The organism is Neobittarella massiliensis (ex Bilen et al. 2018), from assembly GCF_014269355.1.
In the GTDB taxonomy this organism is placed as follows: domain Bacteria; phylum Bacillota; class Clostridia; order Oscillospirales; family Ruminococcaceae; genus Neobittarella; species Neobittarella massiliensis.
In genome coordinates this window covers 959,910-984,360 of the sequence record NZ_JACOGI010000001.1, presented here as the reverse complement: position 1 = coordinate 984,360, position 24,451 = coordinate 959,910, and the positions used below count along the sequence as shown (strand labels likewise).

The 24,451-nt window shown below is 60.2% G+C and carries 20 protein-coding genes; 3 read left to right on the top strand and 17 right to left on the bottom strand.

Annotation, left to right across the window (positions count from 1 at the left end):
- Positions 1-6 precede the first annotated feature (6 nt).
- The 8 genes from H8K20_RS04490 to miaB all read right to left on the bottom strand — a co-directional run bounded on the left by H8K20_RS04490 (position 7) and on the right by miaB (position 10,218).
- Complete coding sequence (locus H8K20_RS04490) at positions 7-483, bottom strand: cell division protein SepF (RefSeq protein ID WP_105203798.1); 477 nt, start codon at positions 481-483, stop codon at positions 7-9.
- A gap of 25 nt (positions 484-508) precedes the next feature.
- The gene (locus tag H8K20_RS04485) at positions 509-1,204 is read right to left on the bottom strand and encodes a YggS family pyridoxal phosphate-dependent enzyme (RefSeq protein ID WP_186487604.1); all 696 of its coding nucleotides are present in this window, start codon (positions 1,202-1,204) and stop codon (positions 509-511) included.
- A complete protein-coding gene (locus H8K20_RS04480) occupies positions 1,185-2,393 on the bottom strand; it encodes a biotin/lipoyl attachment domain-containing protein (protein WP_186487603.1) in 1,209 nt (402 codons plus the stop codon). The genes H8K20_RS04485 and H8K20_RS04480 overlap by 20 nt, the downstream gene beginning before the upstream one ends.
- Positions 2,386-3,366, bottom strand: coding sequence for a tRNA (adenosine(37)-N6)-dimethylallyltransferase MiaA (miaA, locus tag H8K20_RS04475; protein WP_105203795.1), 981 nt, complete (start codon positions 3,364-3,366; stop codon positions 2,386-2,388). Before miaA ends, H8K20_RS04480 begins: the two co-directional genes overlap by 8 nt.
- Positions 3,367-3,434: 68 nt before the next feature.
- Positions 3,435-5,546, bottom strand: a complete 2,112-nt coding sequence (gene mutL, locus H8K20_RS04470; RefSeq protein ID WP_186487602.1) for a DNA mismatch repair endonuclease MutL — start codon at positions 5,544-5,546, stop codon at positions 3,435-3,437.
- Positions 5,547-5,584: 38 nt separating this feature from the next.
- On the bottom strand, positions 5,585-8,194 hold the full coding sequence (gene mutS / locus H8K20_RS04465; protein ID WP_186487601.1) for a DNA mismatch repair protein MutS: 2,610 nt from the start codon (positions 8,192-8,194) through the stop codon (positions 5,585-5,587).
- Positions 8,195-8,296: 102 nt separating this feature from the next.
- A complete protein-coding gene (locus H8K20_RS04460) occupies positions 8,297-8,713 on the bottom strand; it encodes a YlbF/YmcA family competence regulator (RefSeq protein ID WP_186487600.1) in 417 nt (138 codons plus the stop codon).
- Between the two features lie 80 nt (positions 8,714-8,793).
- Complete coding sequence (gene miaB, locus H8K20_RS04455; protein WP_207721452.1) at positions 8,794-10,218, bottom strand: tRNA (N6-isopentenyl adenosine(37)-C2)-methylthiotransferase MiaB; 1,425 nt, start codon at positions 10,216-10,218, stop codon at positions 8,794-8,796.
- 234 nt (positions 10,219-10,452) lie between these two features.
- Between miaB and H8K20_RS04450 the strand changes: the two genes are divergently transcribed.
- Positions 10,453-11,586 carry an AI-2E family transporter gene (locus H8K20_RS04450; protein WP_186487599.1) on the top strand — a complete coding sequence of 378 codons (1,134 nt, stop codon included), beginning with the start codon at positions 10,453-10,455 and terminating at the stop codon, positions 11,584-11,586.
- Positions 11,587-11,850: 264 nt separating this feature from the next.
- On the opposite strand, the gene H8K20_RS04445 is transcribed toward H8K20_RS04450, so the two are convergent.
- From H8K20_RS04445 to H8K20_RS04425, 5 genes are all read right to left on the bottom strand, one after another.
- Complete coding sequence (locus H8K20_RS04445; protein ID WP_186487598.1) at positions 11,851-12,798, bottom strand: DUF4097 family beta strand repeat-containing protein; 948 nt, start codon at positions 12,796-12,798, stop codon at positions 11,851-11,853.
- The gene (locus tag H8K20_RS04440) at positions 12,795-13,376 is read right to left on the bottom strand and encodes a DUF1700 domain-containing protein (protein WP_186487597.1); all 582 of its coding nucleotides are present in this window, start codon (positions 13,374-13,376) and stop codon (positions 12,795-12,797) included. Before H8K20_RS04440 ends, H8K20_RS04445 begins: the two co-directional genes overlap by 4 nt.
- Positions 13,354-13,689, bottom strand: coding sequence for a PadR family transcriptional regulator (locus tag H8K20_RS04435; RefSeq protein ID WP_105203788.1), 336 nt, complete (start codon positions 13,687-13,689; stop codon positions 13,354-13,356). Before H8K20_RS04435 ends, H8K20_RS04440 begins: the two co-directional genes overlap by 23 nt.
- Positions 13,690-13,836: 147 nt before the next feature.
- The gene (gene fabV, locus H8K20_RS04430; protein WP_186487596.1) at positions 13,837-15,015 is read right to left on the bottom strand and encodes an enoyl-ACP reductase FabV; all 1,179 of its coding nucleotides are present in this window, start codon (positions 15,013-15,015) and stop codon (positions 13,837-13,839) included.
- 119 nt (positions 15,016-15,134) lie between these two features.
- The gene (locus H8K20_RS04425) at positions 15,135-15,380 is read right to left on the bottom strand and encodes a helix-turn-helix domain-containing protein (RefSeq protein WP_186487595.1); all 246 of its coding nucleotides are present in this window, start codon (positions 15,378-15,380) and stop codon (positions 15,135-15,137) included.
- 178 nt (positions 15,381-15,558) lie between these two features.
- Between H8K20_RS04425 and H8K20_RS04420 the strand changes: the two genes are divergently transcribed.
- Entirely contained in the window at positions 15,559-16,647 is a 1,089-nt protein-coding gene (locus H8K20_RS04420; protein ID WP_186487594.1) for a lipid II:glycine glycyltransferase FemX, read from the top strand.
- Between the two features lie 478 nt (positions 16,648-17,125).
- Here the strand turns inward: H8K20_RS04420 and H8K20_RS04415 are convergent, their stop codons facing one another.
- The 4 genes from H8K20_RS04415 to H8K20_RS04400 all read right to left on the bottom strand — a co-directional run bounded on the left by H8K20_RS04415 (position 17,126) and on the right by H8K20_RS04400 (position 23,303).
- The gene (locus H8K20_RS04415; RefSeq protein WP_186487593.1) at positions 17,126-17,287 is read right to left on the bottom strand and encodes a rubredoxin; all 162 of its coding nucleotides are present in this window, start codon (positions 17,285-17,287) and stop codon (positions 17,126-17,128) included.
- 155 nt (positions 17,288-17,442) lie between these two features.
- Positions 17,443-20,277 carry an excinuclease ABC subunit UvrA gene (gene uvrA / locus H8K20_RS04410; protein WP_186487592.1) on the bottom strand — a complete coding sequence of 945 codons (2,835 nt, stop codon included), beginning with the start codon at positions 20,275-20,277 and terminating at the stop codon, positions 17,443-17,445.
- Between the two features lie 65 nt (positions 20,278-20,342).
- Complete coding sequence (gene uvrB / locus H8K20_RS04405; protein WP_105203782.1) at positions 20,343-22,313, bottom strand: excinuclease ABC subunit UvrB; 1,971 nt, start codon at positions 22,311-22,313, stop codon at positions 20,343-20,345.
- Positions 22,314-22,619: 306 nt separating this feature from the next.
- Positions 22,620-23,303 carry a JAB domain-containing protein gene (locus tag H8K20_RS04400; protein WP_164998121.1) on the bottom strand — a complete coding sequence of 228 codons (684 nt, stop codon included), beginning with the start codon at positions 23,301-23,303 and terminating at the stop codon, positions 22,620-22,622.
- A gap of 140 nt (positions 23,304-23,443) precedes the next feature.
- Between H8K20_RS04400 and H8K20_RS04395 the strand changes: the two genes are divergently transcribed.
- A complete protein-coding gene (locus H8K20_RS04395; RefSeq protein ID WP_105204099.1) occupies positions 23,444-24,412 on the top strand; it encodes an RluA family pseudouridine synthase in 969 nt (322 codons plus the stop codon).
- The last annotated feature ends 39 nt before the right edge of the window (positions 24,413-24,451 follow it).

The following is a 24,451-nucleotide window of genomic DNA, read 5'->3' as shown; positions in this document are numbered from 1 at the left end:
GACAGCCTAGAAGAATACGCCGCTGGACTCCAGTTCGTCGATCAGCTCGCCCACCAGCGCCACGTTATAGGGGGTGATGATGAAGGTGGAGTTGGCCACTCGCTGGATCTGGCCGTTGTTGGCGTAGGCCACACCGCTGAGAAAATCGACCAAGCGGCGGGCGATATCTTTATTGGTGGACTCCAGATTGAGCACCACGGTGCGCTTGGCGTTGAGGTGATCGGCCACGGCCGAGGCGTCGTCGAACTTTTCGGGTTTGACCAGTACCACCTGCAGCTGGGCGGTAGCGTTGATGTTGACGACCTTGTTGCTGCGCTTGGAGGCCACCTCGTCGTAGCCGATCACCGTGTCGTCGGAGCGATCTTTGGCACTGCTGCCCGAGACCATCTCGACGTTCTCATCGTAGCTGTCGTCATAGCTCTCGTCGTAGTCGTCCTCGGACTCCATGCCCATAAAATCTTTGAATTTATCTACCAGTCCCATAGTGTTTTCCTCCTAAAATCTTATGTCAATCTCGGGCGCCAAAGAGGGTGCGCCCCAGCCGGACCTGCGTACTGCCACAGGCGATAGCGGCCTGAAAGTCGCCCGACATGCCCATTGACAGAGTTTCCATAAAGACATTATCTATTTTTTTATCTTTTATGTCAACAAAGAGTTTGTACATTTCATCAAAATAGTGCTTTTGCACGGCGATATCCTCTGAAATCGGGGGAATTGCCATCAAGCCGGCCACCCGCAGGCCCGAAAAACCGGATATTTCTGTTAAAAATTCCGTTAATTTCCCCGGCAATATACCGCCTTTGCTGGCCTCGCCGCCGATGTTCACCTCTATCAGGACATCCATTTTTTTGCCGATAGCCGCGCAGCGCTTGGAGATCTCACGTGCCAGCTCCAGGCTGTCGACGCTCTCGATCATGTGGACCTTGTCGACGATGTACTTGACCTTGTTGCGCTGCAGCTGGCCGATAAAATGGATCTCGAGCCCCTGCTTGTGGTAGGTGGGGTACTTGTCTAAAAATTCCTGTACCCGGTTTTCGCCGATCAGGTCGAGCCCGGCGTCGATATAGGCGTTGACCTTTTCGGCCGGCACCGTTTTGGTGACCCCCATCAGCCGCACCGCGCCGGGACCGCGGCCGGCGGCCGAAGCTGCCTGGGCCACCTGCGCACAGAGCTGCCTATAGCGGTCAACTGAGTAGTTTTCCATCGTAGATATCCTTCCCTTTGATGATGACCTCGTCGTATACCTTTAAGGCATTGGGGTCGGAGACCACCTCTTCCACCAGCAGGTAGCCGTTCTCCTGCAGCAGGATGTTGATCTCGCGGAACACCGCTTTGCCGCCCTTTTTCACGTATACGCCTTTTTTGTTGTCCTGCACCCGCAGCGCCTCTTCGGGCACCCGGATGCCTTTTTGCAATTTTTGACTGATCTGCACGTTTTGGATGCGCAGGTTGACCAAGTCTTTGGTGATCATATCGCAGCTGATGATGACCAGCATCTCGTCGCCGCTGGGCACCACCCGCAGGACCTGGCCGGGAATAGACTCGCTGGTGACGCCCAAAAAGTCCATATACAGCGTTTTCCCCTCGCTCACCCAGGTGTTGTCGCTGGGCAGCACACAGGCCAGATACCAGTCGAAATCGGCCACCAGACGGCCAAAATTGCCGTGTTCATCGGGGGTCTCTTCGCCGTTTATGATCTTCTTCACCTCGTCGGCGGTGAGCTGCTGCACCGTTTCGGGGGTGAGCTTCCCCTCGAACCCGTCGACGACGCTGGAAAAGTAGCCGGAGCTCTGGGCGTATTCGTAGGCTACCTGACTGGGCGCCTGGGCCTGCAGCGCATCGAGCTCGGCCTGCAGGGCGGCGATCTGCCCCGAGAGGTCGACTACTTTGCCGGTGGCAGCCTGACGGCGGCTGATCTGGGTGATGAGCTGGTTTTTATAGGTGGCGGCACCGGTAAAGGTGTTTTGGTGGAACGCCCCCTGGGCGCTGGCGGCGGTATTCAGGATCTGGTTGCTGAGGCTCTCGGGGTCGCCGAAACTGGTCTCGGTATTTTGGAACTGGGTCATGGTTGCCAGCTCGCTGCGCACCTGTTCGGTGCGGGTGACCACCGCCGAATCTTCGGCGCTGCCGTACACCGAGGCCAGCAGCTGGCCGCCGGATACTTTGGAGCCGTCGGTGACCGCATAGCCGTAGTAGCCCTGATTTTGCGGAGTGAGCACCGACTCCTGCCGGATGATAACCGACTGGGCGGTGACCGAATCGGCCATGACGTAGCTGACGGCCACCTCGGTCTTGTAGCCGGTGGCGAAGATGGAGACCGCCTGTACCCCCAGGTACAGCACGGCCAGCCCCACCAGCGCCACGGTGCCGATGATCTTGATTGCTTTAGACATGTGCTTTCCTCCCTGTGGGGCTGATGGGGCCGGCCAAATGCTCACGGCAGAGGGCTATGGCCTCCGCGGCGATCTGCGGCGGTGTTTTTTCGTCGGCGGTGATCCAGCAGATATCGGGATTGCGGCGAAACCAGGTGAGCTGCCGCTTGGCGTAGTTGCGGGTGCGCCTTTTCAGATTCTCCAGACACTGCTGCAGCGTGTCCTCCCCGTCGAAGTAGTCGCGCAGCTCTTTGTAGCCGATGGCCTGCGCGGCGGTGCGGTACTCGCTCTGCTTGCTGTAAAAGTCGAGCGCCTCCCCCACCAGGCCGGTCTGGGCCATCTGGTCTACCCGGCGGTCGATGCGGTCGTACAACAGCTGGCGGTCGCGGTAGGCGATGCCGATATAGCGGCAGTCGTAGAGCGGCCGGCGCGACACCGCCTGCCGCTGCAGCTCGGTCATGCTTTTGCCCGACAGGATACAGCACTCCAGCGCCCGCAGTACCCGGCCGGTATTGTTGGGGTGCAATTTGACCGCCAGATCGGGGTCGAGGGCCATCAGCCGCTGATGCATGTGGGCCGGTCCCATCCGCGAGAGTTCCTCCTGCAGCTGCTTTTTGAGCGAGTCGTCGCCCAGAACAGCGTCAAAATCCATATTCTTAATGAGCGCATCTACGTACAGGCCGGTGCCGCCGGCCACGATAGGCAGTCTGCCCCGGCGGTGGATATCGGCGATGACCGCCTGTGCGTCGCGCACATAGTCGGCCACCGAATAGGCACAGCAGGGCTCTAAAAAGCTGATGAGGTGGTGGGGTACGCCCTGCATCTCCTCGGCGGTGGGCTTGGCGGTGGCGATGTCCATCCCCTTATAGATCTGCATCGAATCGGCGCTGACCACCTCGCCGTCCAGCGCCTTGGCGATCTCGACAGCCAGGCCGGTTTTTCCCGAGGCGGTGGGGCCCACGACAGCTATAACTTTTATCATCTGCTCATCCATCTTGCATTTTCCTCGTTTTAACTGTTTTTTATCGCGGTGCGCTGCACAGACGCCCCCTTTGGGGCTTTTTACTGGCGGCCGAACTGCCGCTCGAAGTCGGTGCGGGTCATCTCGATGACGATGGGGCGGCCGTGTGGGCAGTACTTGATGATGCCGGTGCGGTAGATCTGCTCGATGAGCTGCTGCAGCTCGTACAGACTGGAGCGGTCGCCGCCCTTGATGGCCCCCCGGCAGGAGATGGACTGAAACAGCCAGTCGAGATGGGAGGCCTGCACCGCCTGACCCTGGGTGGTGAGCAGGTTGCTGGCGATCTCCTCGAAGATATCGGCCAGGCCCACCTGCTCTAAAAACACCGGGATCTCGCGCACCACCACCGTGTTTTGGCCGAACTCCTCAGCTACGAAGCCGGCGTCTTGCAGCAGCTGCCGGCTGGCCACCACTGCGTCGATCTCCTCTTTGGAGAGCGTGACGCTGACCGGGTCCAGGAGCATCTGGCGGTCGATACTGCCCCACTCCTGCCGCAGCCGCTCGTAGAGGATGCGCTCGTGGGCGGCGTGTTTGTCGACGATGAACAGGCTGTTGCCGCTCTGGCAGAGGATATAGGTCTTAAACACCTCGCCGATGACGGTGGGCACCGGTTCCTGCTGCTCCTCTGTCTCGTGCGGGGCCAGCGCCAGCTGGTCGGGTGCCGACACCGGCGTTGCCGGGGTGCAGACAGGCGCCGCATCCGCATTTTGGGGAGGTGTCGCAGCGGCCGGCGGCGGGGAGACTGGAGCCGGCGCGCGGTCCTGCCGCGGCTGGAGGTCCGGCTCCTCTACCTCGATATCCAGCTGACGGCTGCGGGCGGCCTGACGGGCCATATTCTCGCGCAGCAGCTTGGTCACTGCGGCGGGCAGCTGTTGCGTGTACTGGCCGTTTTGTACCTCTACCGTGCCGGTAGGGGCATGCAGCGAGAGATCTCTTTCCCGCCCGACGCCTGTTTTTGCCAAAGCTGCGTCCGGGCGGGCCGAACCAAAACGACGGCGGAACTCGTCGGCGCTCATGCGCTCGCTGCGCAGGCCCTCCGCAGCTTTTTTCTCTGTTAAAGTATCTGGCTTTACAGCGGTCGCTACCGCCGTTTGCGGCGCAGACGACCGCTGCCCGGCCAGAGAACTCATGGCACTGCCCAGTGCGGCGGCAGTTTGGTCGGAGTAGTTGGCGATGGCCGACCTGGTGGCGGCGTAGATGGCGCCGAACACCTCTTTTTCGGCGGCAAAGCGCACCTCTATCTTGGCCGGATGCACGTTGACGTCCACCAGCTCCTGCGGCATGGTGACAAACAGAAAACAGGCGGGGAACTTGCCGCTCATCAGCACGCCGCGGTAACCCTGCTCCAGCGCCACCATGCCGGTCTTGGTCTTGACCAGGCGGCCGTTTATGTAGAAGTGCTGCAGCGTGCGGTTTGACTTGGCCAGCTGCGGCTTGGAGATAAAGCCCTCTACCCGGTAGTAGCCCTCCTGGTAGGAGACGGGGATGAGCGAGGTGGCCACCGTTTTGCCAAACAGGCTGAAGATGGTATCTTGCAGCTTGCCGGTGCCGGGGGTATGCAGCTTGTCCACCCCGTCGCGCACAAAGCGAAAGGAGATGTGCGGGTGGGAGAGGGCCACCTTTTGCATGACCCCCTCTACCGAATTGCCCTCGGTGACATTTTTCTTTAAGAACTTCATCCGCGCCGGGGTGTTAAAAAAGATGTCGCGCACCACGATGGTGGTGCCCACCGGGCAGCCGGCATCTTCTGCCTCGCCGGCGCTGCCGCCCTCGATACAAAAGCGGGTGCCGGCCACCTCTTCCCGGGGACGGGTGATGAGCTCTACCCGGCAGACCGAGCTGATGGCCGCCAGCGCCTCGCCGCGAAAGCCCAAAGTGCCGATGTGGCCCAGGTCCTCCTCGGTGGATATTTTGCTGGTGGCGTGGCGCAAAAAGGCGGTGGGCACGTCTTGCCGCAGAATGCCGCAGCCGTTGTCGCTGACGCGGATATAGGAGATACCACCGTCTTTTATCTCGACGGTGATGGCGTCGGCCCCCGAGTCGATGGCGTTCTCGACCAGCTCTTTGACCACCGAGGCCGGGCGCTCCACCACCTCGCCGGCGGCGATGAGCTCGGCCACATGGCCCTGCAGTAGATTGATGCGTTCGCGCATGGCGCACCTCCTTTTTTACGGTAAACTCTTTGCTCTGCTCACTCTTTGACCATCTGGGCCAGCTCGTAGAGGATGTTGAGCGCCTCGATGGGGGTGAGCGTGTTGACGTCGATCTGTTTGATGCGCTCTTCGAGCTTGCTCTGGCTGGACATGGCAAATAAGTTGGGCTGCTCTTCCTCATGCCTGGGGGCCGCCTGCCGGTGGCGCGGCTGATCCTGGCTCTCGAGCGAGGCCAGTATCTCTTTAGCCCGGTTGACCACAAAGTCGTTGACCCCGGCCAGCTTGGCCACCTCGATGCCGTAGCTCTCATCGGCGCCGCCGGGCACGATACGCCGCAAAAAGGTGATGTCGTCCCCCCTCTTTTTGACGGCGATGTTGTAGTTTTTGACGTTGGAAAAGCTCTCTTCGAGTGCGGTGAGCTCGTGGTAGTGGGTAGCAAACAGCGTTTTGGCTCCCAGCTTGCGGCGGTTGCCGATATACTCGAGCACCGCGCGGGCGATGCTCATGCCGTCGAAGGTGGAGGTGCCGCGGCCGATCTCATCCAGGATGAGCAGGCTGTGGCGGCTGGCATTTTGCAGGATGTGGGCCACCTCGCTCATCTCGACCATGAAGGTGGATTTGCCGGCGGCCAGATCGTCGGAGGCGCCCACGCGGGTGAACACCGCGTCGACGATGCCGATCTCGGCGCTGGATGCGGGCACGAAACAGCCCATCTGGGCCATGAGCGTGATGAGCGCCACCTGCCGCATATAGGTGGATTTGCCGGCCATATTGGGGCCGGTGATGATGGCGATCTGGTTGTCGCGCTCGTCGAGCAGCGTGTCGTTGGGCACAAAGGGCACGTCTTTTTGCAGCTTTTCCACCACCGGGTGGCGGCCGTCTTTGATGCGGATGGCCTCCCCGGCGGTGACGGTGGGGCGCACGTAGCCGCCGCGCTCGCTGACGGCGGCAAAGGAGATGAGCGTATCCAGCAGCGCCAGCTGGTGGGAGGTCTCCTCCACCCGGGCTATCTGGGCGGTGATCTTTTTGCAGAGCCCATCGTACAGCTGCCGCTCGAGGGCGATGATCTCGTCGCTGGCGTTTAGGATGCGGCTCTCGAGCTCCTTGAGCTCCTGGGTGATGTAGCGCTCGCAGTTGGTGAGCGTCTGCTTGCGGATAAAGCTGTCGGGCACCAGATCGGTCTGGCCTTTAGAGACCTCTATGTAGTAGCCGAACACCTTGTTGTAGCCGACTTTTAAGTTGCGGATACCGGTCTCCTCTTTGACCTGGGCCTCCATGCGCAGGAGGATGTCTTTGGAGTGATCGATGAGGTCGCGCAGCTCGTCGACTTGCGGGTTGTAGCCGTAGCGGATGACCCGGCCGTCTTTTAAGGTGACCGGCGGGTCGTCCTCGATGGCCTCGTCGATAAGGGCCTTGAGGTCGTTTAGCGGGTCTATCCCATCACGGCACTGGCGCAGCAGGTCGCAGTCGAAAGCGGTCAGCGACTGGCGGATCGAGGGCAGCTGGCTGGCGGTGTAGGCCAGCGCCCGCACCTCTTTGGGGCCGGCGGAACCGAAGACGATACGGCTCATCAGCCGCTGCAGGTCGGAGATCTTTTGCAGGTGCTCGGTGATCTCGCTGCGGGCGGTGAGATTTTGCATGAGCTGCCCCACCGCATCCAGCCGTTTTTCGATCTGCACGATACCGGTGAGCGGCTGCTCGACAAAGCTGCGGATGAGCCGCTTGCCCATGGCCGTTTTGGTCTTGTCGAGCACCCACAGGAGGCTGCCCCGCTTCTCGCCGGTGCGCATGGTCTCGGTGAGCTCCAGGTTGCGCCGGGAGCTCAGGTCGAGGTTCATGTAGCTGTCGGTCTGATAGATGGTGAGCTCGCGGATGCGCTCGACGCCCTTTTGCTGGGTGTGGTCGAGGTAGTGCAGCAAAATGGAGATGGCAGTACTGCACAGCGGCTTGCCGGTGAGCCCCAGCTCACTGGGGTCTGCCACCCCGAACTGGTCGGCGATGCGGCGGGCGTTCTGCTCTGGCTCGAACTGGTCGCCCACCAGCTTGACCACCTGGCAGCCGATCTGCTCGCTGATATCGTCGAGCGCGCGCTTGAGCTGCAGCGAATTCTGGCACAGCAGGATCTCGGAGGGGGAGAATTTGCCCAGCTGGTCGATGATCTTCTGCTGGCAGTCTTTGCCCGAGAGCTGGGTCACCAGCATCTGGCCGGTGGAGATGTCGGCCAGGCACATGCCGGCGGTGTTCTTATCGGTGGCGATGGAGCAGAGGAAGTTGTTTTTTCCCTCCTCGAGCATGCCGGTCTCGAGTACGGTGCCGGGGGTGTAGATGCGCACCACTTCGCGCTCGACCAGTGTGCGGCCCTTCTGCGGCTCGGTCACCTGCTCGCAGATGGCGACGTTGTAACCTTTTTTCAAGAGCCTCTGTATGTAGCCCTCACAGCTGTGGTAGGGCACCCCGCACATGGGGGCCCGCTCGTCGAGGCCACAGTCGCGCCCGGTGAGGGTGAGGTCCAGCTCTTTGGACGCCTTGAGCGCGTCGTCGAAAAACATCTCGTAAAAGTCACCGAGGCGGAAAAACAATATCTCGTCTTTGTGCTGTTCTTTGATGCGCATGTACTGCTGCATCATGGGCGACAAATTCTCACACATCTCTTTTCTGCTCCTACCCTGCGCCCCGACCTGTCCGAGGCGCCCATATCCCATACAGGGCCGCGGTCGCCCGCAGCCCTGTAGCAAGTGCTCTATCGGTCCTTAACAGCCACAGCCGCCGCAGGAGGCACAGTTGCCGCCGCAGCCGGCGCTCTCGACATCGATGGCGTCGGGGTCCTCGCCGTTGATGGCGCCCATGAGGATGGCGTTGATCTGGTTGGCCAGCTGGTCCATGGCCTCTTTGGCGCCGGAGAAGATCACCATATTGGGGTTTTGCATGATCTTGGCGTAGAGGTCGCGCATCTCCTGATTGAGGGTGTCGATGCGCTGCTGGTCCTTATCTTTTTTGCCCATCTCGCCGTTGATGTTCATGCGCACCAGGTTGAATTTACCGATGAGCTCGGCCAGGGCCTTGTCGTTGTCGTTGCCCTGCTTGGCCAGCTCCAGCGCCAGGTAGCGGTCGTCCTTCTGGATCTCTTTGGCCAGCTCGCGGGCCAGCTTTAAAATCGCGTCGTCCATTTTATTGCCTCCAAAAATTTTGTTATATCCTGCCGACAGCCGCCGGCGAAATATCGGTATGATCGTGCCGGATACGGCGGTCAGTCGACCCGGTGGCCCACCAGCGCCCAGCTGGCGACCCGGTCGACCTCTACGGTGACAAAGTGGCCACAGAGGGTGCTATCTCCGATAAAGTCCACCACCATATTGTGTTCGTCGCGGCCGCTCATATACCCGGGGCCGGTCTTGCCAGGGCCCTCGCACAGCACCCGGACCGTTTGGCCCACCAGCTCGCCATAGCGCTGCCGGCCCACCTGCCGCTGTACCTCCAGCAGCTGGCCAAACCAGCGCGACTTTTCTTTGGCCGGTACCGGGTCCTCCATTTTGGCGGCGCGGGTGCCCGGCCGCGGGGAGAAGATAAAGGTAAACAGGCTGTCGTAGCGCACCTTTTTGATGAGGTCGACGGTCTGCAAAAATTCCTCGTACTGCTCGCCGGGGAAACCCACGATGATGTCGCTGGTAAAGGAGACCGCGGGGATCTTTTGGCGGGCGTAGTCGACGATAGACAGGTATTTCTCGACGTCGTAGTGGCGATTCATCTCGCGCAGTACCCGGTCACAGCCCGACTGGACCGGCAGGTGGATGTGATTACAGAGCTTGTCGTTTTGGGCGATGGTATCGATGAGCTTGTGGGTGATATCTTTGGGGTGTGAGGTCATGAACCGTATCCAGAAATCACCGGGTATCTGGCAGATGCGCTGCAACAGGTCGGCGAAGTCGCAGGGCTCGGCCAGGCCTTTGCCGTAGGAGTTGACGTTTTGGCCCAGCAGAGTGATATCGCGGTACCCCTGCCCCACCAGCTGCTCGATCTCGCGCAGCACATCGGCCGGCTGGCGGCTGACCTCGCGGCCCCGCACCAGCGGCACCACGCAGTAGGAACAGAAGTTGTCGCACCCGTACATGATGGGCACCCAGGCCTTGAGGCTGCCCTCGCGGCGGGTGGGGATCCCCTCGTAGATGATGTTTTTCTGCTCGTCCGTGTCGAACACCCGCTTTTTGCCCTGCTGGCGGCCCTGCAACAGCTCGCACAGATTTTGCGGCAGGTTTTGCAGGGCGTGGGTGCCGAACACCAGGTCGACATAGGGGTAGCTCTTTTTGATCTTCTCGGCCACCGCCGGCTGCTGCATCATACAGCCGCACAGACCGATGACCATGTCGGGGTTGCGGCGCTTGGCGTGTTTGAGTGCGCCCACATTGCCAAACAATTTTTCCTCGGCGTGCTCGCGGATGGCGCAGGTATTGTAGATGACCAGGTCGGCCCGGCCGGGGTCGGCGGTGAAACCGTAACCCATCTGAGCCAGCAGGCCGCTGATCTTTTCGCCGTCGCTGACATTTCCCTGACAGCCGTAGGAGTGTACGTGAGCCAGTGGTATGCGGTCGCCGAAAAGGCGCTGTATCAGCTGGCGGGCGCTATCTAAAAGGCGGCTGTCGAACTGCTGGCTGCCGCCGGTACCGGTGATTTCCAAACTGTGTCCTCCCCAAATGAACTTACTGCTTTATCATACCATTTTCGTCAGTTTTCTTCAAGTTCTTTGCCCGCCAAAAATACCGCCCCGAAAAAGCGTAAAACTGTGACCTGCCGCCGCGGATTTGTTTTGACATCCCACTTTCTGACAACTATAATATGGGGTATGCAAGCCGCACCAACTGAGCCATCCGCTGCGCCCGGCACGGCGCTTACACTGTGAGGACGTGATACATTGAAAGCATACTTCGAGACCCTTAAAAAGTACTGGCTGCCCATCACCTACGCTATTTTACTTTACCTGGCGCTCAATAACCTGGGCGCGCTGTACGAGATGCTGTCTTACTCGATGGGGCTCATCAGCCCCATCCTCATCGGCATTTTTATCGCCTTTATCCTGAACCTGCCCATGCGGGTGATCGAGGCGAAGCTGGTGGGGCGGCTGATCAGCCGGGAGAAAAAGCCCAGCCTGTGCCGGGCCGTCTCTATCGTGCTGACCATTTTACTGGTACTGGCCATCTTCACTCTGCTTATCTGGTACATCATCCCCGAAGTGAGCCGCAGCGTGATGACGCTGGGCAACCGGGTGCCGTCTTACGTGCAGGAACTGCAGAACCTGCTCATCAAGCTGTCTAAAAACATCGAGCTGCCAAAAGAGGTCATCGCCCAGCTGACCAAGACCTTCAACGATCTGCTGGAGAGCGCGGTCAATTTTCTCTCGGACCTGGCGCCACTGGTGGTGGGCTCGGTGATGGGGGTGGCCTCCAGCATCGTCAATTTCATCATGGGCTTTGTGTTTGCCATCTACCTGCTGTTTGGCAAGGAGCGCATGCTGCGGGGCATTAAAAAGGTCGCCGCCTGCGCACTGCCCAAAAACTTTTACGACCGCAGCCTGTCGGTGTGCCGCCTGACCAACGAGACCTTCTGCTGCTACTTTACCGGTCAGTTGACCGAGGCTTTTATTTTGGGTGGGCTGTGCTTTTTGGGCATGAGCATCTTTAAGTTTCCCTTCGCCCCGCTCATCAGCGTCATCGTGGGGGCCACCGCGCTGATCCCCATATTGGGCGCCTACATCGGCGCCATCCCCAGTGCGCTGCTGATCCTGATCGAGGACCCCATCAAGGCGCTGTGGTTCGTGGTGTTCATCATCTGCCTGCAGCAGTTAGAGGGCAGTCTCATCTATCCGCGCATCGTGGGCACCTCCATCGGGCTGTCGGGTTTTTGGGTGATGGCGGCCATGATCATCGGCTCGGCCACCTACGGCATCATGGGCATTTTGCTGGGCGTGCCCATCTGCTCGGTGCTCTACACCCTGATCTCTCGCAAGACCAACCAGACCCTGAAAAAGAAAAACATACAGATCGAATAGAGGCGATAAAAAGGCCCGCTCGTGTGACCGAGCGGGCCTTTTTCTATTTGTCGATCAGCACCTGCCGCGCCGCCGGCCAGACATGTCGGTGGCGGTGCATGATGGGCGCCGCCCACGCCACTCGCCGACTGGCAGCAGGCTTTTTTAGAGCGCAATACAAGCATCTCACGCCCGGGGGCAACTGCTGCGCAAAAAGATGCGCAACCGGGGGCGCTTTAGGGCACACCGGCACCGCAGGTGCGCAGGCCGAGATTGGACCGGCGACTACTGCTGGACGAACTCAAGACGGATCGAGGCGTTGGTGGTCTCGGCCAACAGCTGTTTGGCGCGTGCCTTATCTATGCCGGAGGACCCGGGCTCGGCCGAGCCGTTGGTGGTGGTGCAGATGATATTATAATCCTGCTGGCGGCCATCTATACTGCCCTTGATACTGCCGTTGCGGGTATGCAGCTCGATATCCGGCGCCTGCAGACGCTCCAGGACGATAGCCCCGTTGCTGGTCTCGGCCCGCAGCGTCTCTTGCAGGTGCACGTCGGTGAGCTCCAGCTTGCCGTTGGTGGAGTGCACGCTGCCGCTTTTGGCCGACACGCGCAGCAGTTCGCATTTGGCGTTGGAGGTGGTGGCGCTCAGCGACTCCTGTATGCTGACGGTGTTCAGATCGATCTTGCCGTTGGTCGAGGTGGCCTGCAGGCTGTAACAGGACACATCCTGCAGCTCGATCTTGGCGTTGGTGGTGCTCAGCAGCACAGCCTGCTCGGTGTGCAGGCCGGTGAGCGTGATACGGCCGTTACGGGTCTTGCCGGTGATGCTGCCCGCGTAGTTTTTGGGCAGTATTACCCTGACCGGGGCGATATCCAGCTGCATGATGCCGTCGACGAAGGGATTATACCAGCGGCGCACATCGCGGGCGTACACTTTGAGCTTGTGGCCCACCTGCTCGACGGTAAACTCGCGCCGGGTGCTCTCTTGATACTCTACCTGGATCTGGGTGGCGGTCTCGTCCACCTCGATCTGCAGCCGCAGATTTTCGATATCTACCTCTAGCTGCTCTACGCTCTGGCTCTGTTTTGCTGTATACATCTTGCTCTCCCCCACACTGCCGTCCATCTGATATATGTCGAAACCGGACATGGCGAAACCGCAGGCGGCGAGCACCAGCCCCACCCCGCACAGGCCGCCGGCTACCGCCAGCCATACTCTTGTCTTTTTCACTGGGCAGTCCTCCTCTCGGCGCTCTTACCGCGCAGTCTTTTGATCAGGGTGTCTATCAGCCGGCACAGCGCGCCCCACAGCTTGTAGCTGCCCAGGCCAAACGGTATGGCCAGACCAGATACGAACAGGCAGCAGCCCACTTGAAACAGCCCGGCGGCTGGTTCGCGAAAGGCCAGCAGCACCGATGGCACCAGCATGAGCACTCCGCACAGGCCCATGACCCCCGCAGTCAGCAGCAGTGCGAGGACCACGATGAAGGCCGAGAGCAGCAGAGCCAAGGCGGCGATGCCCAGCGACAACCACAGCGGCGAGCCCAGGACCAGCGCCACGGTGATGAGCACTTTAGAGCCGGTACCGCTGCCGGTGCTGCTGTTGGGCGCGGCTCCGTTTTCCTCTAAGATCTTGACGGCCACCTGGTGCGGCGTGCCCAGCTGCGCCACTGCCTGGGCCTCGCTCATACCGCCCTCGATCTTGTCGTCGATGATCTCGGCATAGTACTGGAATATCTGTTCCCGCTCCTGCGGGGAGAGCTGCCCCAGCAACTTGCGCAGCTCTTTAAAAAATCTCTCGCGGTCCATCGGTCTGGTCCTCCTCGATTATAAAGTGGTATATTTTTTCGATCTCGCGCCACTGATCGATAAATTCGGCGATGCGCTGCTGCCCCTCGGGGGTGATGCGGTAATACTTGCGCAGCCGCCCGTTGTGGGCCTGGGTGTAGGTGAGCAGGCAGCCCCCGGCCTCCAACCGTTTTAAGATCGGATACAGGGTCGATTCGGATACGGCGGCGTACGGGGGCAGGTCCCCCATGATCTTATAGCCGTAGGAGTCTTCGCGCCGCAGCAGCGAGAGCACACATATCTCCAGCAGCCCCTTTTTGAGCTGTGTATCCATGGCGTTACCTCCCTTTACCTAATACTATATAATACATAGTATACTTTGTCAACAAGAAAAGAGGACCCACAGCCATGCGCTGCGGGCCCTCTTTTATGCGGTATTTTGATCTGAGTGGAGTGCGGCCGGCCCCGTCACAGACGGGCTCTAGCTGTGGATACTGGGGATCGCGACATCGGGATCGACATCCTGCTTATAGTCCACGCCCTCGATGCCAAAGCCGAACATACGGTAAAAGTCGTCCCAGTAGCCGTCGATATCGGCCAGCTGCGAGACATTTTGACTGTTGAGCTGCTCCCAGATAAGGCTCACCTGTTCCTGCACGTCGGGGCGCATCTCGAGGTCGTCGAGCCGCAGGTAGCCCTGCTCGTCGGTCTGGGGCGCGGCGCCAAACAGTTTTTGGGAGAACAGGCGGTACATCTGGCGGGCACAGCCCTCGTGCAGGTCTTTCTCTTTCATGACTTTATAGAGGATGGACACGTAGAGCGGCACGATGGGGATAGCGGCTGAGGACTGGGTGACCAGCGCCTTATTCACCGAGACATAGCTGTGCACACCCGGTATCTGCGCCGCTATTTGGCCGGCCGTTTGATAGAGGTGTTTTTTGGCCTGGCCGATAGAGCCGTTTAAGTACATGGGATGGGTGAGCGCGGGCCCGATGTACGAATAGGCCACGGTGGTGGCGCCGGGGGCCAGCACACCGGCATTTTGCAGCTGCAGCATCCAGTCCATCCAGTCCTCGCCGCCCATCACTTTAACGGTGTCGGCAATCTCCTGTTCGGTGGCCTGCGGGATGGTGATCTCGGACACCTGGCGGGTCTTGAGATCGATGGTCTTGTTGGTGTAGGGCTCGCCGGTGGTCTTGAGCACCGAGGAGTAGGTCACCTCCCCCACCGTGCGGCGCGGTGCGGCCAGACTGTAGATCACCATATCTACCTGGCCCAGATCGCGGCGGATGCGGGCGATCGTCTCTTCTTTTATCTGGGGGGAAAAGGCGTCGCCGTTTATGGTTTGGGCATACAGGCCGTCGGCGGCGGCAAATTCCTCGAAGGCGGCGCAGTTGTACCAGCCGGCGGTAGCGGTGCGCTTACCGGCTGCCGGGCGCTCGAACGCCACCCCGAGCGTGGCGGCGCCGCAGCCAAACGCGGCCGCGATGCGCGAGGAGAGGCCGTAGCCGGTAGAACAGCCCAACACCAACACCTTTTTAGGGCCGCTGACTGCCGGCTGAGATTTTACATAGTCTATTTGGCGCTTTACCTCTGCCCGGCAGCCCACGGGGTGGGCGGTGGTACAGATAAAACCCCTGATCTTTGGCTCGATCACCATAAAAATTCCTCCTTTGGAACGTCTGTTCGCAGATGAAAGAGGGTCTCCCCTGTTTTCCTGGGTATTATACCACAGCGCAGCAGAGCGAAACAAGGCGGCAGCAAAAGATATTTAGACAGTCAAAGTTTATAATGTTCCCGCCTTTCCCGCGAGGGGGGCGGTGCCGGGTCATCGGTGCGGTCGAGCAGGTAGTCGACACTGGTTCCGTAAAAATCGGCCAATTTACAGAGCACCTCGGCGGTGAGGGCTATAGTGCCCGTCTCGTACTGGGAGTAGGTATTTTGGGCCATGCCCAACAGCTGGGCCAGCTCCCGCTGGCGGATATCACGATCGACCCGCAGGTCTTTTATGTGTTTATAAGCCATATCGCATCACCGATCTCAGTATGGCTTATCTGTATAACAGATATTGACTTTTATCTGGAATACAGATAACATGAGTATTAAACACCATATGCGGTCTGCGGCAAAATCCCCCGCTGTCGCAGCGGACTTTTGCCCCGTCATCCAGAGCGGTGACAGGGCCGACAGATCGGAGCGCAACATGTACCAGATCATCGATCATCCAGACGACAGCCAAGTGACCGAATACGAGGCCTTTATCTGCGCCTGCCACAACGGCAGCTTTACCCAATCGGCCGCCTGGGCGCAGGTAAAGGCCGGTTGGGGTCACTATTTGCTGGTATCGCGCCGGACCGATGGCGCTCTGCGCGGGGCGGCACTGGTGCTGCACAAAAAACTGCCGCCGCCCTTTGGGGGCATACTGTATAGCCCCCGCGGGCCGGTGGGTGACCTGAGCGACGAGGCGCTGGTGGCGGATTTCGCCGACGGCGCCCGGGAGTTGGCACACCGCTGTCACGCCTGTTTTTACCGCTGTGACCCCTGGCTAGCCAGTAACGAACCAAAGGTGCTGACCCCGTGGCGACAGGCCGGCTTTCGGCCGGGGCCGCAACAGGGCGATTACAATACCATCCAGCCCCGTACCCTGTATGTATTGCCGCTGGCTGGACGGGACCGCGCACAGATACTCGCCGACTTTCACCCCAAGTGGCGGTACAACCTGCGGCTGGCCCAGCGGCGCGGTGTAGTGTGCGCGCTGTGCGGAGAGGAGGCACTGGACGAGTTTTACGAGCTGATGATCGAGACCGGGCGGCGGGATGGATTCACCATCCGCCCCAAAGCGTATTTCTCTGCCCTGTTGCGGGCCTTTGGGCCCCAGTGCGCCCGGCTTTTTATCTGTCGGCACGAAGGGCGGGCGCTGTCGGGGGCGCTGTGTATACGCTATGGGGGTAAGGCCTGCTATCTGTACGGGGCCTCTAGTAGCTGTGAGCGCCGCTGCATGCCCAACCACCTGATGCAGTGGGAGATGATCTGCTGGGCACTGGACGGCGGCTGCACCGTTTACGACTTTGGGGCAATCCCCCACTGGCAGCAGCCACAGCACCCCGATTACGGCATATACCGCTTTAAAAAGGGGTTTGGCGGGCAACCCTGCACCTTTGCCGGCGAGCTGGACCTCGTGTCCCGGCCGGCAGCTTACCACCTGCTGATGGCCGGGCAGCGGTGGGGCTGTTTCTGGCGAAAGATGGGGCGCTACTTACACCGGCACCATAACCGGCGCTATCGGTCGTAGGCGACGGTGAAAAAGAGAAGTGCGGTGGGTACATATGTACCCGCGCACGTAGATGCGGGTGCGAGCGGTCAAATGCACGGATCGCGGACAACTGGCAGTGGGGGCGGGTCTATGCCGGGCTGCACCGGGCGGCCTGACAGGTGGCGGTGGAGCGGTATGCGGGCTCTGACCGGTGACACCACTGTTTTTTAGAACACAGTAGCCGGGCAGAGCTGCCGGGGTTGTGTTGTGGGTATGGACTGACACCGGTGATCTTGTATCGCCTAGAGCGCGCTACCGGACAGCGATAAGGGACAAGCAGATATGTCAGTGCGCTGGAGGGCGCTGGAGGCCCGCTTGGGGCACTGTGGCGTCCCCTAGGGGCAAAGGAGAACTCTGTTTGAGCGACCTCTGCCCTGCCCTTTTTTGCACAGAAAAAAGCAGGCGGCACACATGAGATGTGCCGTCTGCTCTCTTTTTTAAAAGCTATCGCTGAAAATCAGGCCTGCTCCTCGAACATATCTTTGCCTACGCCGCACAGGGGGCAGACAAAATCCTCGGGCACGTCGGCCCAGACAGTACCGGCAGCAACGCCGGCGTCGGGAGCGCCTTCAGCCTCGTCGTAAACATAACCACAAACGGTGCACACATATTTTGTCATGTGAAAAACTCCTTTCAGTGAAGGCGCCGGTGTTTTGGGTAGCGCCTCTTTGTTACGATCTAATTATACCAAGTTAGTCCACAATTGTAAATACCCTTTTTGCAAGAATTTCCAGACTCTGTGCACGGGGACGCAAAATGGGCGGCCAGCCGCCACTACTGCGAATCGGCCAGCATTTTTTGCAGGTATTTACCGGTGTAGGAGCCGGCCACTTTGGCCACCTTTTCGGGGGTGCCGGTAGCCACGATCTCGCCGCCCTGATCGCCGCCCTCGGGGCCGATGTCGATGATGTAGTCGGCCACCTTGACGATATCCAGGTTGTGCTCGATGACGATAATGGTGTTGCCGGCGTCTACCAGCCGCTGCAGCACGCCGATGAGCTTGTGCACGTCGGCGGTGTGCAGGCCGGTGGTGGGCTCATCCAGCACGTAGATGGTCTTGCCGGTGGCCCGGCGCGACAGCTCCAGCGAGAGTTTCACCCGCTGTGCCTCGCCGCCGGAGAGGGTGGTGGCCGGCTGGCCCAGCTTGATGTAGCCCAGGCCCACGTCTAAGAGGGTCTGCAGCTTGGCCTTGATGCGGGGGATGTTCTCGAAAAACACATAGGCCTCGTCGATGGACATCTCCAGCACGTCGTAAATGCTCTTACCTTTATATTTTACTTCCAAAGTCTCGCGATTATACCGTTTGCCGTGGCATACATCGCAGGGGACGAAGATATCGGGCAAAAAATGCATCTCGATCTTGATGATGCCGTCGCCCTGACAGGCCTCGCAGCGGCCGCCTTTGACATTGAAGGAGAAGCGGCTGGAGGTGTAGCCGCGTGCCTTGGCGTCGGCGGTCTCGGCAAAGAAGTTGCGGATATCGGTGAACACGCCGGTATAGGTGGCGGGGTTGGAGCGCGGGGTGCGGCCGATGGGAGACTGGTCAATACCGATGACCTTGTCGAGATTTTCCATGCCCACGATCTTTTGGTGCTTGCCCGGCCGCGATTTGGCGCCGTTGAGTTCCTTGGCCAGCGCCTTGTAGAGCACCTCGTTGATGAGTGAGGATTTGCCCGAGCCGGACACGCCGGTCACACAGGTAAAGGTGCCCAGCGGTATTTTGACGTTGACGTTTTTCAGGTTGTTCTGAGACGCTTTTTTGACCTCGATAAATTTACCGTTGCCCTTACGGCGGGACTTGGGCACCTCGATCTTTTGGGCGCCGCAGAGGTACTGGCCGGTGACGGACTCTTTGCAGTTCTCGATATCCCGCAGGCTGCCGGCGGCCACCACTTCCCCGCCGTACACCCCGGCGCCGGGGCCGATATCGACGATGTAGTCGGCCTCGCGGATGGTGTCCTCGTCGTGCTCCACCACAATGAGGGTATTGCCCAGGTCGCGCAGCCGCTTGAGGGTGCCGATGAGTTTGTCGTTGTCGCGCTGGTGCAGGCCGATGCTGGGCTCGTCGAGGATGTAGAGCACCCCCATCAGCGAGGAGCCGATCTGGGTGGCCAGGCGGATGCGCTGGCTCTCGCCGCCGGAGAGAGTGGTGGCCGAGCGGGCCAGGGTCAGGTAGCCCAGACCCACGCTCTTTAAGAAGGTGAGTCTCTCCTTGATCTCTTTAAACACCTGGCCGGCAATCATCTCGTCGCGCTCGCTCAGGTGCATGTTCTCGATAAAGCTGAGCTCGTCGACCACCGACATGTTGGTGAACTCGATAATGTTCTTGCCGGCGATGGTGACCGCCAGAGACTCTTTTTTCAGCCGGTCGCCGCCGCAGTCGGGGCACAGCACCGAGCTCATCACATCCTGTATCTCCTCGCGCATCCAGTTGCTGCTGGTCTCGCGGAAACGGCGCTCGAGATTGTTGATGATGCCCTCGAAGGTGGTCTTGTACACGCCGGTGCCGTACTCGTTTTGGCGGGTCATCTCGATGGCCTTTTTGCCGGTGCCGTAGAGGATGGCCTCCTGCCCCTTTTTGGGGATCTCGGCAAAAGGGGTGTCGAGGGTGAAGCCGTAGGCCTTGGCCAGCCCGTCGTAGTACATGTGGGAGATGGTGGACGAGTCTTTGTAGTACCAGCCGGAGGCGCGGATGGCCCCCTGGCGGATGGACTTTTTCTTGTCGGGCACCACCAGATCGGGGTCTACCTTGAGAAAGGTGCCCAGGCCGGTGCACTTCTCGCAGGCGCCAAAGGGGTTGTTGAACGAGAACATGCGGGGCTCGAGCTCCTCGATGCTGACCCCGTGCTCGGGGCAGGCGTAGTTTTGGGAGAAGAGCAGCTCCTCTTTTCCCACCACGTCGATGATGACCAGCCCGCCCGAGAGCGAGGTGGCGGTCTCCAGTGAATCGGTCAGGCGGGACTTGATCCCCTCTTTGATGACCAGGCGGTCGATGACCACCTCGATGTTGTGCTTTTTATTCTTGTCGAGCTTTATCTCCTCGGTCAGGTCGAAGATGCTGCCGTCGGCCCGCACCCGCACAAAGCCGCTGCGCCGGGCCGACTCGAACTCTTTGAGGTGTTCGCCTTTGCGGCCGCGCACCACCGGCGCCAGCACCTGGATGCGGTCCCCCTCATCCAGTGAGAGCACCTTGTCCACGATCTGGTCGATGGTCTGCTGCTTGATCTCGCGCCCGCAGATGGGGCAGTGGGGCACGCCGATACGGGCGTACAGTAGGCGCAGGTAGTCGTATATTTCGGTGACGGTGCCCACGGTGGAGCGCGGGTTGCGGGAGGTGGTCTTCTGGTCGATGGAGATGGCGGGGCTCAGCCCCTCGATGTAGTCGACGTCCGGCTTTTCCATCTGGCCCAAAAACTGGCGGGCGTAGGAGGACAGGCTCTCGACGTACCGGCGCTGTCCGTCGGCGTAGATGGTGTCGAAGGCCAGCGACGACTTGCCCGAGCCCGACAGCCCGGTAAAGACCACCAGCTGGTCGCGGGGGATGGTGACATCGACGTTTTTCAGGTTGTGCTCGCGGGCACCTTTGATGCGGATCTTATCTGTAGCCAATCTGCGTTCCTCTCTTTTATAAACTTCCTCTTTTTGGGGAGATCGTTGGGGGATACTGGGTCTATCTATTTCATCGCCTTGAGCTTGGCGATCTTGTCGCGCAAGAACGCCGCCTGCTCGAACTCCAGCAGCTGGGCCGCCTGGCGCATCTCTTTGGTGAGCGCGTCGATCATCTCCATCTTCTTGGCACGGCTGAGTTTTTTGTATTTCTTCTCGTCGTCGGTATCTTTGGAAGATATCTCGATAATGTCGCGCACCGGCTTGATGATGGTCTGGGGGGTGATGCCGTGCTCCTGGTTATATTTGCCCTGGATGGCGCGGCGGCGCTCGGTCTCGCGGATGGCCGCCTCCATGGAGCGGGTGACGCTGTCGGCGTACATGATGACCTGGCCGCCGGCGTTGCGGGCGGCGCGGCCGATGGTCTGTATCAGCGAGGTCTCGGAGCGGAGGAAACCCTCCTTGTCGGCGTCGAGGATGGCCACCAGCGACACCTCGGGGATATCCAGCCCCTCACGCAGTAGGTTGATGCCCACCAGCACGTCGAACTCACCCAGGCGCAGGTCGCGGATGATCTCCATGCGCTCGATGGTCTCGGTGCCGTGGTGCATGTAGCGCACCCGCACGTCCATCCCCTCCAGGTAATCGGTCAGGTCCTCGGCCATCTTTTTGGTGAGGGTGGTCACCAGCACCCGCTCGCCGCGCTGGCGGCGCTTCTGTATCTCGCCGTAAAGGTCGTCTATCTGGCCCTCGACCGGCTTGACGATGACCTCGGGGTCCATCAGGCCGGTGGGGCGGATGACCTGCTCCACGATCTGGGTGCTCTTTTCGCGCTCCAGCTCGTTGGGGGTGGCCGAGACGAAGATGACCTGGTTGAGCTTTTGGTAGAACTCGTCGAAGTTGAGCGGCCGGTTGTCGAAGGCCGACGGCAGGCGGAACCCGTAGTCGACCAGGTTTTTTTTGCGGGCGAAGTCGCCGGCGAACATGCCGCGCACCTGCGGCAGCGACACGTGGGACTCGTCGACGAACAGCAAAAAGTCGTCGGGGAAATAGTCGAGCAGGGTGTTGGGGGTGCTGCCCGGCTCGCGGCCCGAGAGCACCCGTGAGTAGTTCTCGATCCCCTTACAGAAACCGATCTCCTGCAGCATCTCGATGTCGTAGTGGGTGCGCTGCTCGATGCGCTGGGCCTCGATGAGTTTGCCCTCGGCCTTAAACTGGGCGATGCGCTGCTGCAGCTCCTCCTCGATGTTGGCGATAGCCGCCTTCATCTTCTCCTGCGGGACGATGTAGTGGGAGGCCGGGTAGATGGCCACATGGCCCACCACGTTCTTCACCTCGCCGGTGAGGGGGTTTATCTCGCAGATGCGGTCGATCTCGTCGCCGAAAAACTCGACCCGGATGGCCGTCTCGGACGAGTAGGCGGGGTAGATCTCCACCACGTCGCCCCGCACCCGGAATTTATTGCGCACAAAGTTGAGGTCGTTGCGCTCGTACTGCAGGCTCACCAGTTTTTTGATGAGCTCGTCGCGGTCTTTTTCCATGCCCGGGCGCAGCGAGATGACCATGGTGTGGTAGTCGATGGGGTCGCCCAGCGAGTAGATACAGGAGACGCTGGCCACCAGGATGACGTCGCGCCGCTCGGACAGAGCGGCGGTGGCCGAGTGGCGCATGCGCTCGATCTCCTCGTTGATGGCGCTGTCTTTTTCGATATAGGTATCGGTGGAGGCGATGTAGGCCTCGGGCTGGTAGTAGTCGTAATAGGAGACAAAATACTCGACCGCATTGTGGGGGAAAAACTCGCGGAACTCGGAGCACAGCTGTGCGGCCAGTGTTTTGTTGTGGGCCAGTACCAGTGTGGGGCGGCCGGTATTGGCGATGATGTTGGCCATGGTAAAGGTCTTGCCCGAGCCGGTGACGCCCAGCAGCGTCTGCTCTTTGTCGCCCCGCAGCACCCCCGCGGTGAGCTTTTCGATGGCCTGTGGCTGGTCGCCGGTAGGGCTGTACGGCGCCACCAGCTGAAAAACTTTTTCTTCGCCCATATCTCTTCCCTATCTTCCAATGCTCTATAAGAACAAACGTTTCTGCACCTTAATATACTACTGCTTTTGTAGGTCTTTGTCAACCGGATCTGTCGAGATCGGTCGCCGCTGGACCGAGTCGCCAGCGACCCGCCCGCCACAGCTATTCTGCCCACTGCCGGGCGCAGTACAGTCACTTTTCTGCCCAATCTCCATCATACCACAAACTGCGGCCAAAAGAGATAAAATCTCCTATATTTTTGCAACAGAGGAAAGTGTTTATGGGCAAAAAAGCGCCTGCCCTGCCCGGTGGCAGGACAGGCGGCACTAGAGCCCGACGAACAGGTTGCTGTCGCGCAGGGAGACAAAGTCGTCGCCGGCGACGATGATGTGGTCGAACAGCTGGATATTCAGGTCGCGCAGCGTTTTGTAGATCTCGAGGGTGGCGTGGATGTCCTCGTCGGAGGGCATAGCCACCCCGCCGGGGTGGTTGTGGGCGATGGCCACCAGGTTCGACTTGGCCACCACCGCCCGCTCGGCGATCTTTTGCCGGTTGACCTGTACCGCATTGTGGCTGCCGCCGCCGATACACTCACACTTGAGCAGCGAAAAGCGGTCGTCGAAACAGAGCAGGTAGACCTCCTCATCGGTCTTGCCCAAAAAGACCGGCAGCATGTATTGACCGATCTTCTCGGAGGTGTTGAGCACCCGGGAGCTGTCCTGTCCGTCGCGCATGTAGCGGCTAAAGAGGGCCAGCACCGTCTTGAGCATGACGGCGGTGTTATAACCCACCCCCGGCACCTGCTGTAGCAGCTGCACATCGGCCTCTAAAACGCCTTTGACACTGCCGAAGGTGTTTAGCAGCTGGTGGGCCAGATCGTTGGTGTCGCGCTGGGGAATGGCCGAGTAGAGCAGGATCTCGAGCAGCATGTGATCGGGCAGGCCCGCCGGCCCGGCCTGTAAAAACAGCTGCCGGGTGCGCTCCCGGTGGCCGTAGTGATTGTGTTTCATAGACGCCCCTGCCCCGCTGCAAAAAAGATTTGTGTTGCCGCACATTATCCAGTACAATACCAGTAGGCCCGCACCTCCAAAAACAGAGGTGCTTGCTTTTTGACAAATTGCGACATGTATACCCGTTTAGTATATACTATTTGCGGGCAGAAGGAAAGAGGAGAACTGCTCTGTTTACACTGATCATTGGCGACAACGACGCCGGGCAGCGACTGGATAAATTTTTGCTCAAGACGCTGGTGCACTGTCCTAAGTCGCTGCTCTATAAAGCCAATCGGCAAAAGAAGATCAAGGTCAATCGCAAGCGGGTGGAGCTGTCGGCCATGCTGCAGCCGGGCGACCAGCTGGACCTGTACCTGCCAGACGAGTTTGACCCGGCACAGCGGGGCGGCGCGGTGGCAGGGACACTGCCGGCCGCAGTGCCGCCCCTGCCGGCGGATGACATCGTGTACGAGGACGATCATCTGCTGGTGGTCAATAAGCCGGTGGGGACTCCTGCCCACAGCGAGCAGCGGGGTGCTTGTAACCTGCGCGATCAGGTGCTCTGTTACCTGATGGCCAGCGGCAGCTACCGGCCGCAGCGGGAACTGAGTTTTGTGCCGGCGCTGGCCAACCGGCTGGACCGCAACACCCAGGGGCTGGTGCTGGTGGGCAAGACCGCCCCGGCGCTGCGGGAGCTGTGCCGGCTGATACGGGAGGACCGGGTGCAAAAGCGGTATTTGTGCCTGGTATCCGGCGTGCCGCAGCCGGACCGGGCGGTGCTGACCGGCTACCTGCGCAAGGACCGACAGCAGAACCGGTCTGAGATCTTGGACGAGCCGGTACCGGGTGCCAAAAAGGTAGTGACCGAATACCGGGTGCTGCGGCAGCTGGGTGGACACGCCGAGGTAGAGGTACTTTTGCACACCGGGCGCTCACACCAGATACGGGCGCAGATGGCGGCTATCGGCCACCCGATACTGGGCGACAAAAAATACGGCGGCCAGCACCCTGCATACCGCTGGCAGGCGCTCTGCGCCTATCGGCTGCAGCTGCAGCCCGAGCCGGACAGTATGCTTTCTTACCTGGCCGGGCGAGAGTTTGCGGTGGACCCCTGGTTTGCTATATGATAAAGAGCGAGCCGACATGCCCCTTAGGATGGGCTGTGT

What these genes read in the sequence shown, in the direction of transcription:
- H8K20_RS04490 (WP_105203798.1), bottom strand. Translation starts at nt 483, where the DNA reads ATGGGACTGGTAGATAAATTCAAAGATTTTATGGGCATGGAGTCCGAG.
- H8K20_RS04485 (WP_186487604.1), bottom strand. Translation starts at nt 1,204, where the DNA reads ATGGAAAACTACTCAGTTGACCGCTATAGGCAGCTCTGTGCGCAGGTG.
- H8K20_RS04480 (WP_186487603.1), bottom strand. Translation starts at nt 2,393, where the DNA reads ATGTCTAAAGCAATCAAGATCATCGGCACCGTGGCGCTGGTGGGGCTG.
- miaA (WP_105203795.1), bottom strand. Translation starts at nt 3,366, where the DNA reads ATGGATGAGCAGATGATAAAAGTTATAGCTGTCGTGGGCCCCACCGCC.
- mutL (WP_186487602.1), bottom strand. Translation starts at nt 5,546, where the DNA reads ATGCGCGAACGCATCAATCTACTGCAGGGCCATGTGGCCGAGCTCATC.
- mutS (WP_186487601.1), bottom strand. Translation starts at nt 8,194, where the DNA reads ATGTGTGAGAATTTGTCGCCCATGATGCAGCAGTACATGCGCATCAAA.
- H8K20_RS04460 (WP_186487600.1), bottom strand. Translation starts at nt 8,713, where the DNA reads ATGGACGACGCGATTTTAAAGCTGGCCCGCGAGCTGGCCAAAGAGATC.
- H8K20_RS04440 (WP_186487597.1), bottom strand. Translation starts at nt 13,376, where the DNA reads ATGGACCGCGAGAGATTTTTTAAAGAGCTGCGCAAGTTGCTGGGGCAG.
- H8K20_RS04435 (WP_105203788.1), bottom strand. Translation starts at nt 13,689, where the DNA reads ATGGATACACAGCTCAAAAAGGGGCTGCTGGAGATATGTGTGCTCTCG.
- fabV (WP_186487596.1), bottom strand. Translation starts at nt 15,015, where the DNA reads ATGGTGATCGAGCCAAAGATCAGGGGTTTTATCTGTACCACCGCCCAC.
- H8K20_RS04425 (WP_186487595.1), bottom strand. Translation starts at nt 15,380, where the DNA reads ATGGCTTATAAACACATAAAAGACCTGCGGGTCGATCGTGATATCCGC.
- H8K20_RS04420 (WP_186487594.1), top strand. Translation starts at nt 15,559, where the DNA reads ATGTACCAGATCATCGATCATCCAGACGACAGCCAAGTGACCGAATAC.
- H8K20_RS04415 (WP_186487593.1), bottom strand. Translation starts at nt 17,287, where the DNA reads ATGACAAAATATGTGTGCACCGTTTGTGGTTATGTTTACGACGAGGCT.
- uvrB (WP_105203782.1), bottom strand. Translation starts at nt 22,313, where the DNA reads ATGGGCGAAGAAAAAGTTTTTCAGCTGGTGGCGCCGTACAGCCCTACC.
- H8K20_RS04400 (WP_164998121.1), bottom strand. Translation starts at nt 23,303, where the DNA reads ATGAAACACAATCACTACGGCCACCGGGAGCGCACCCGGCAGCTGTTT.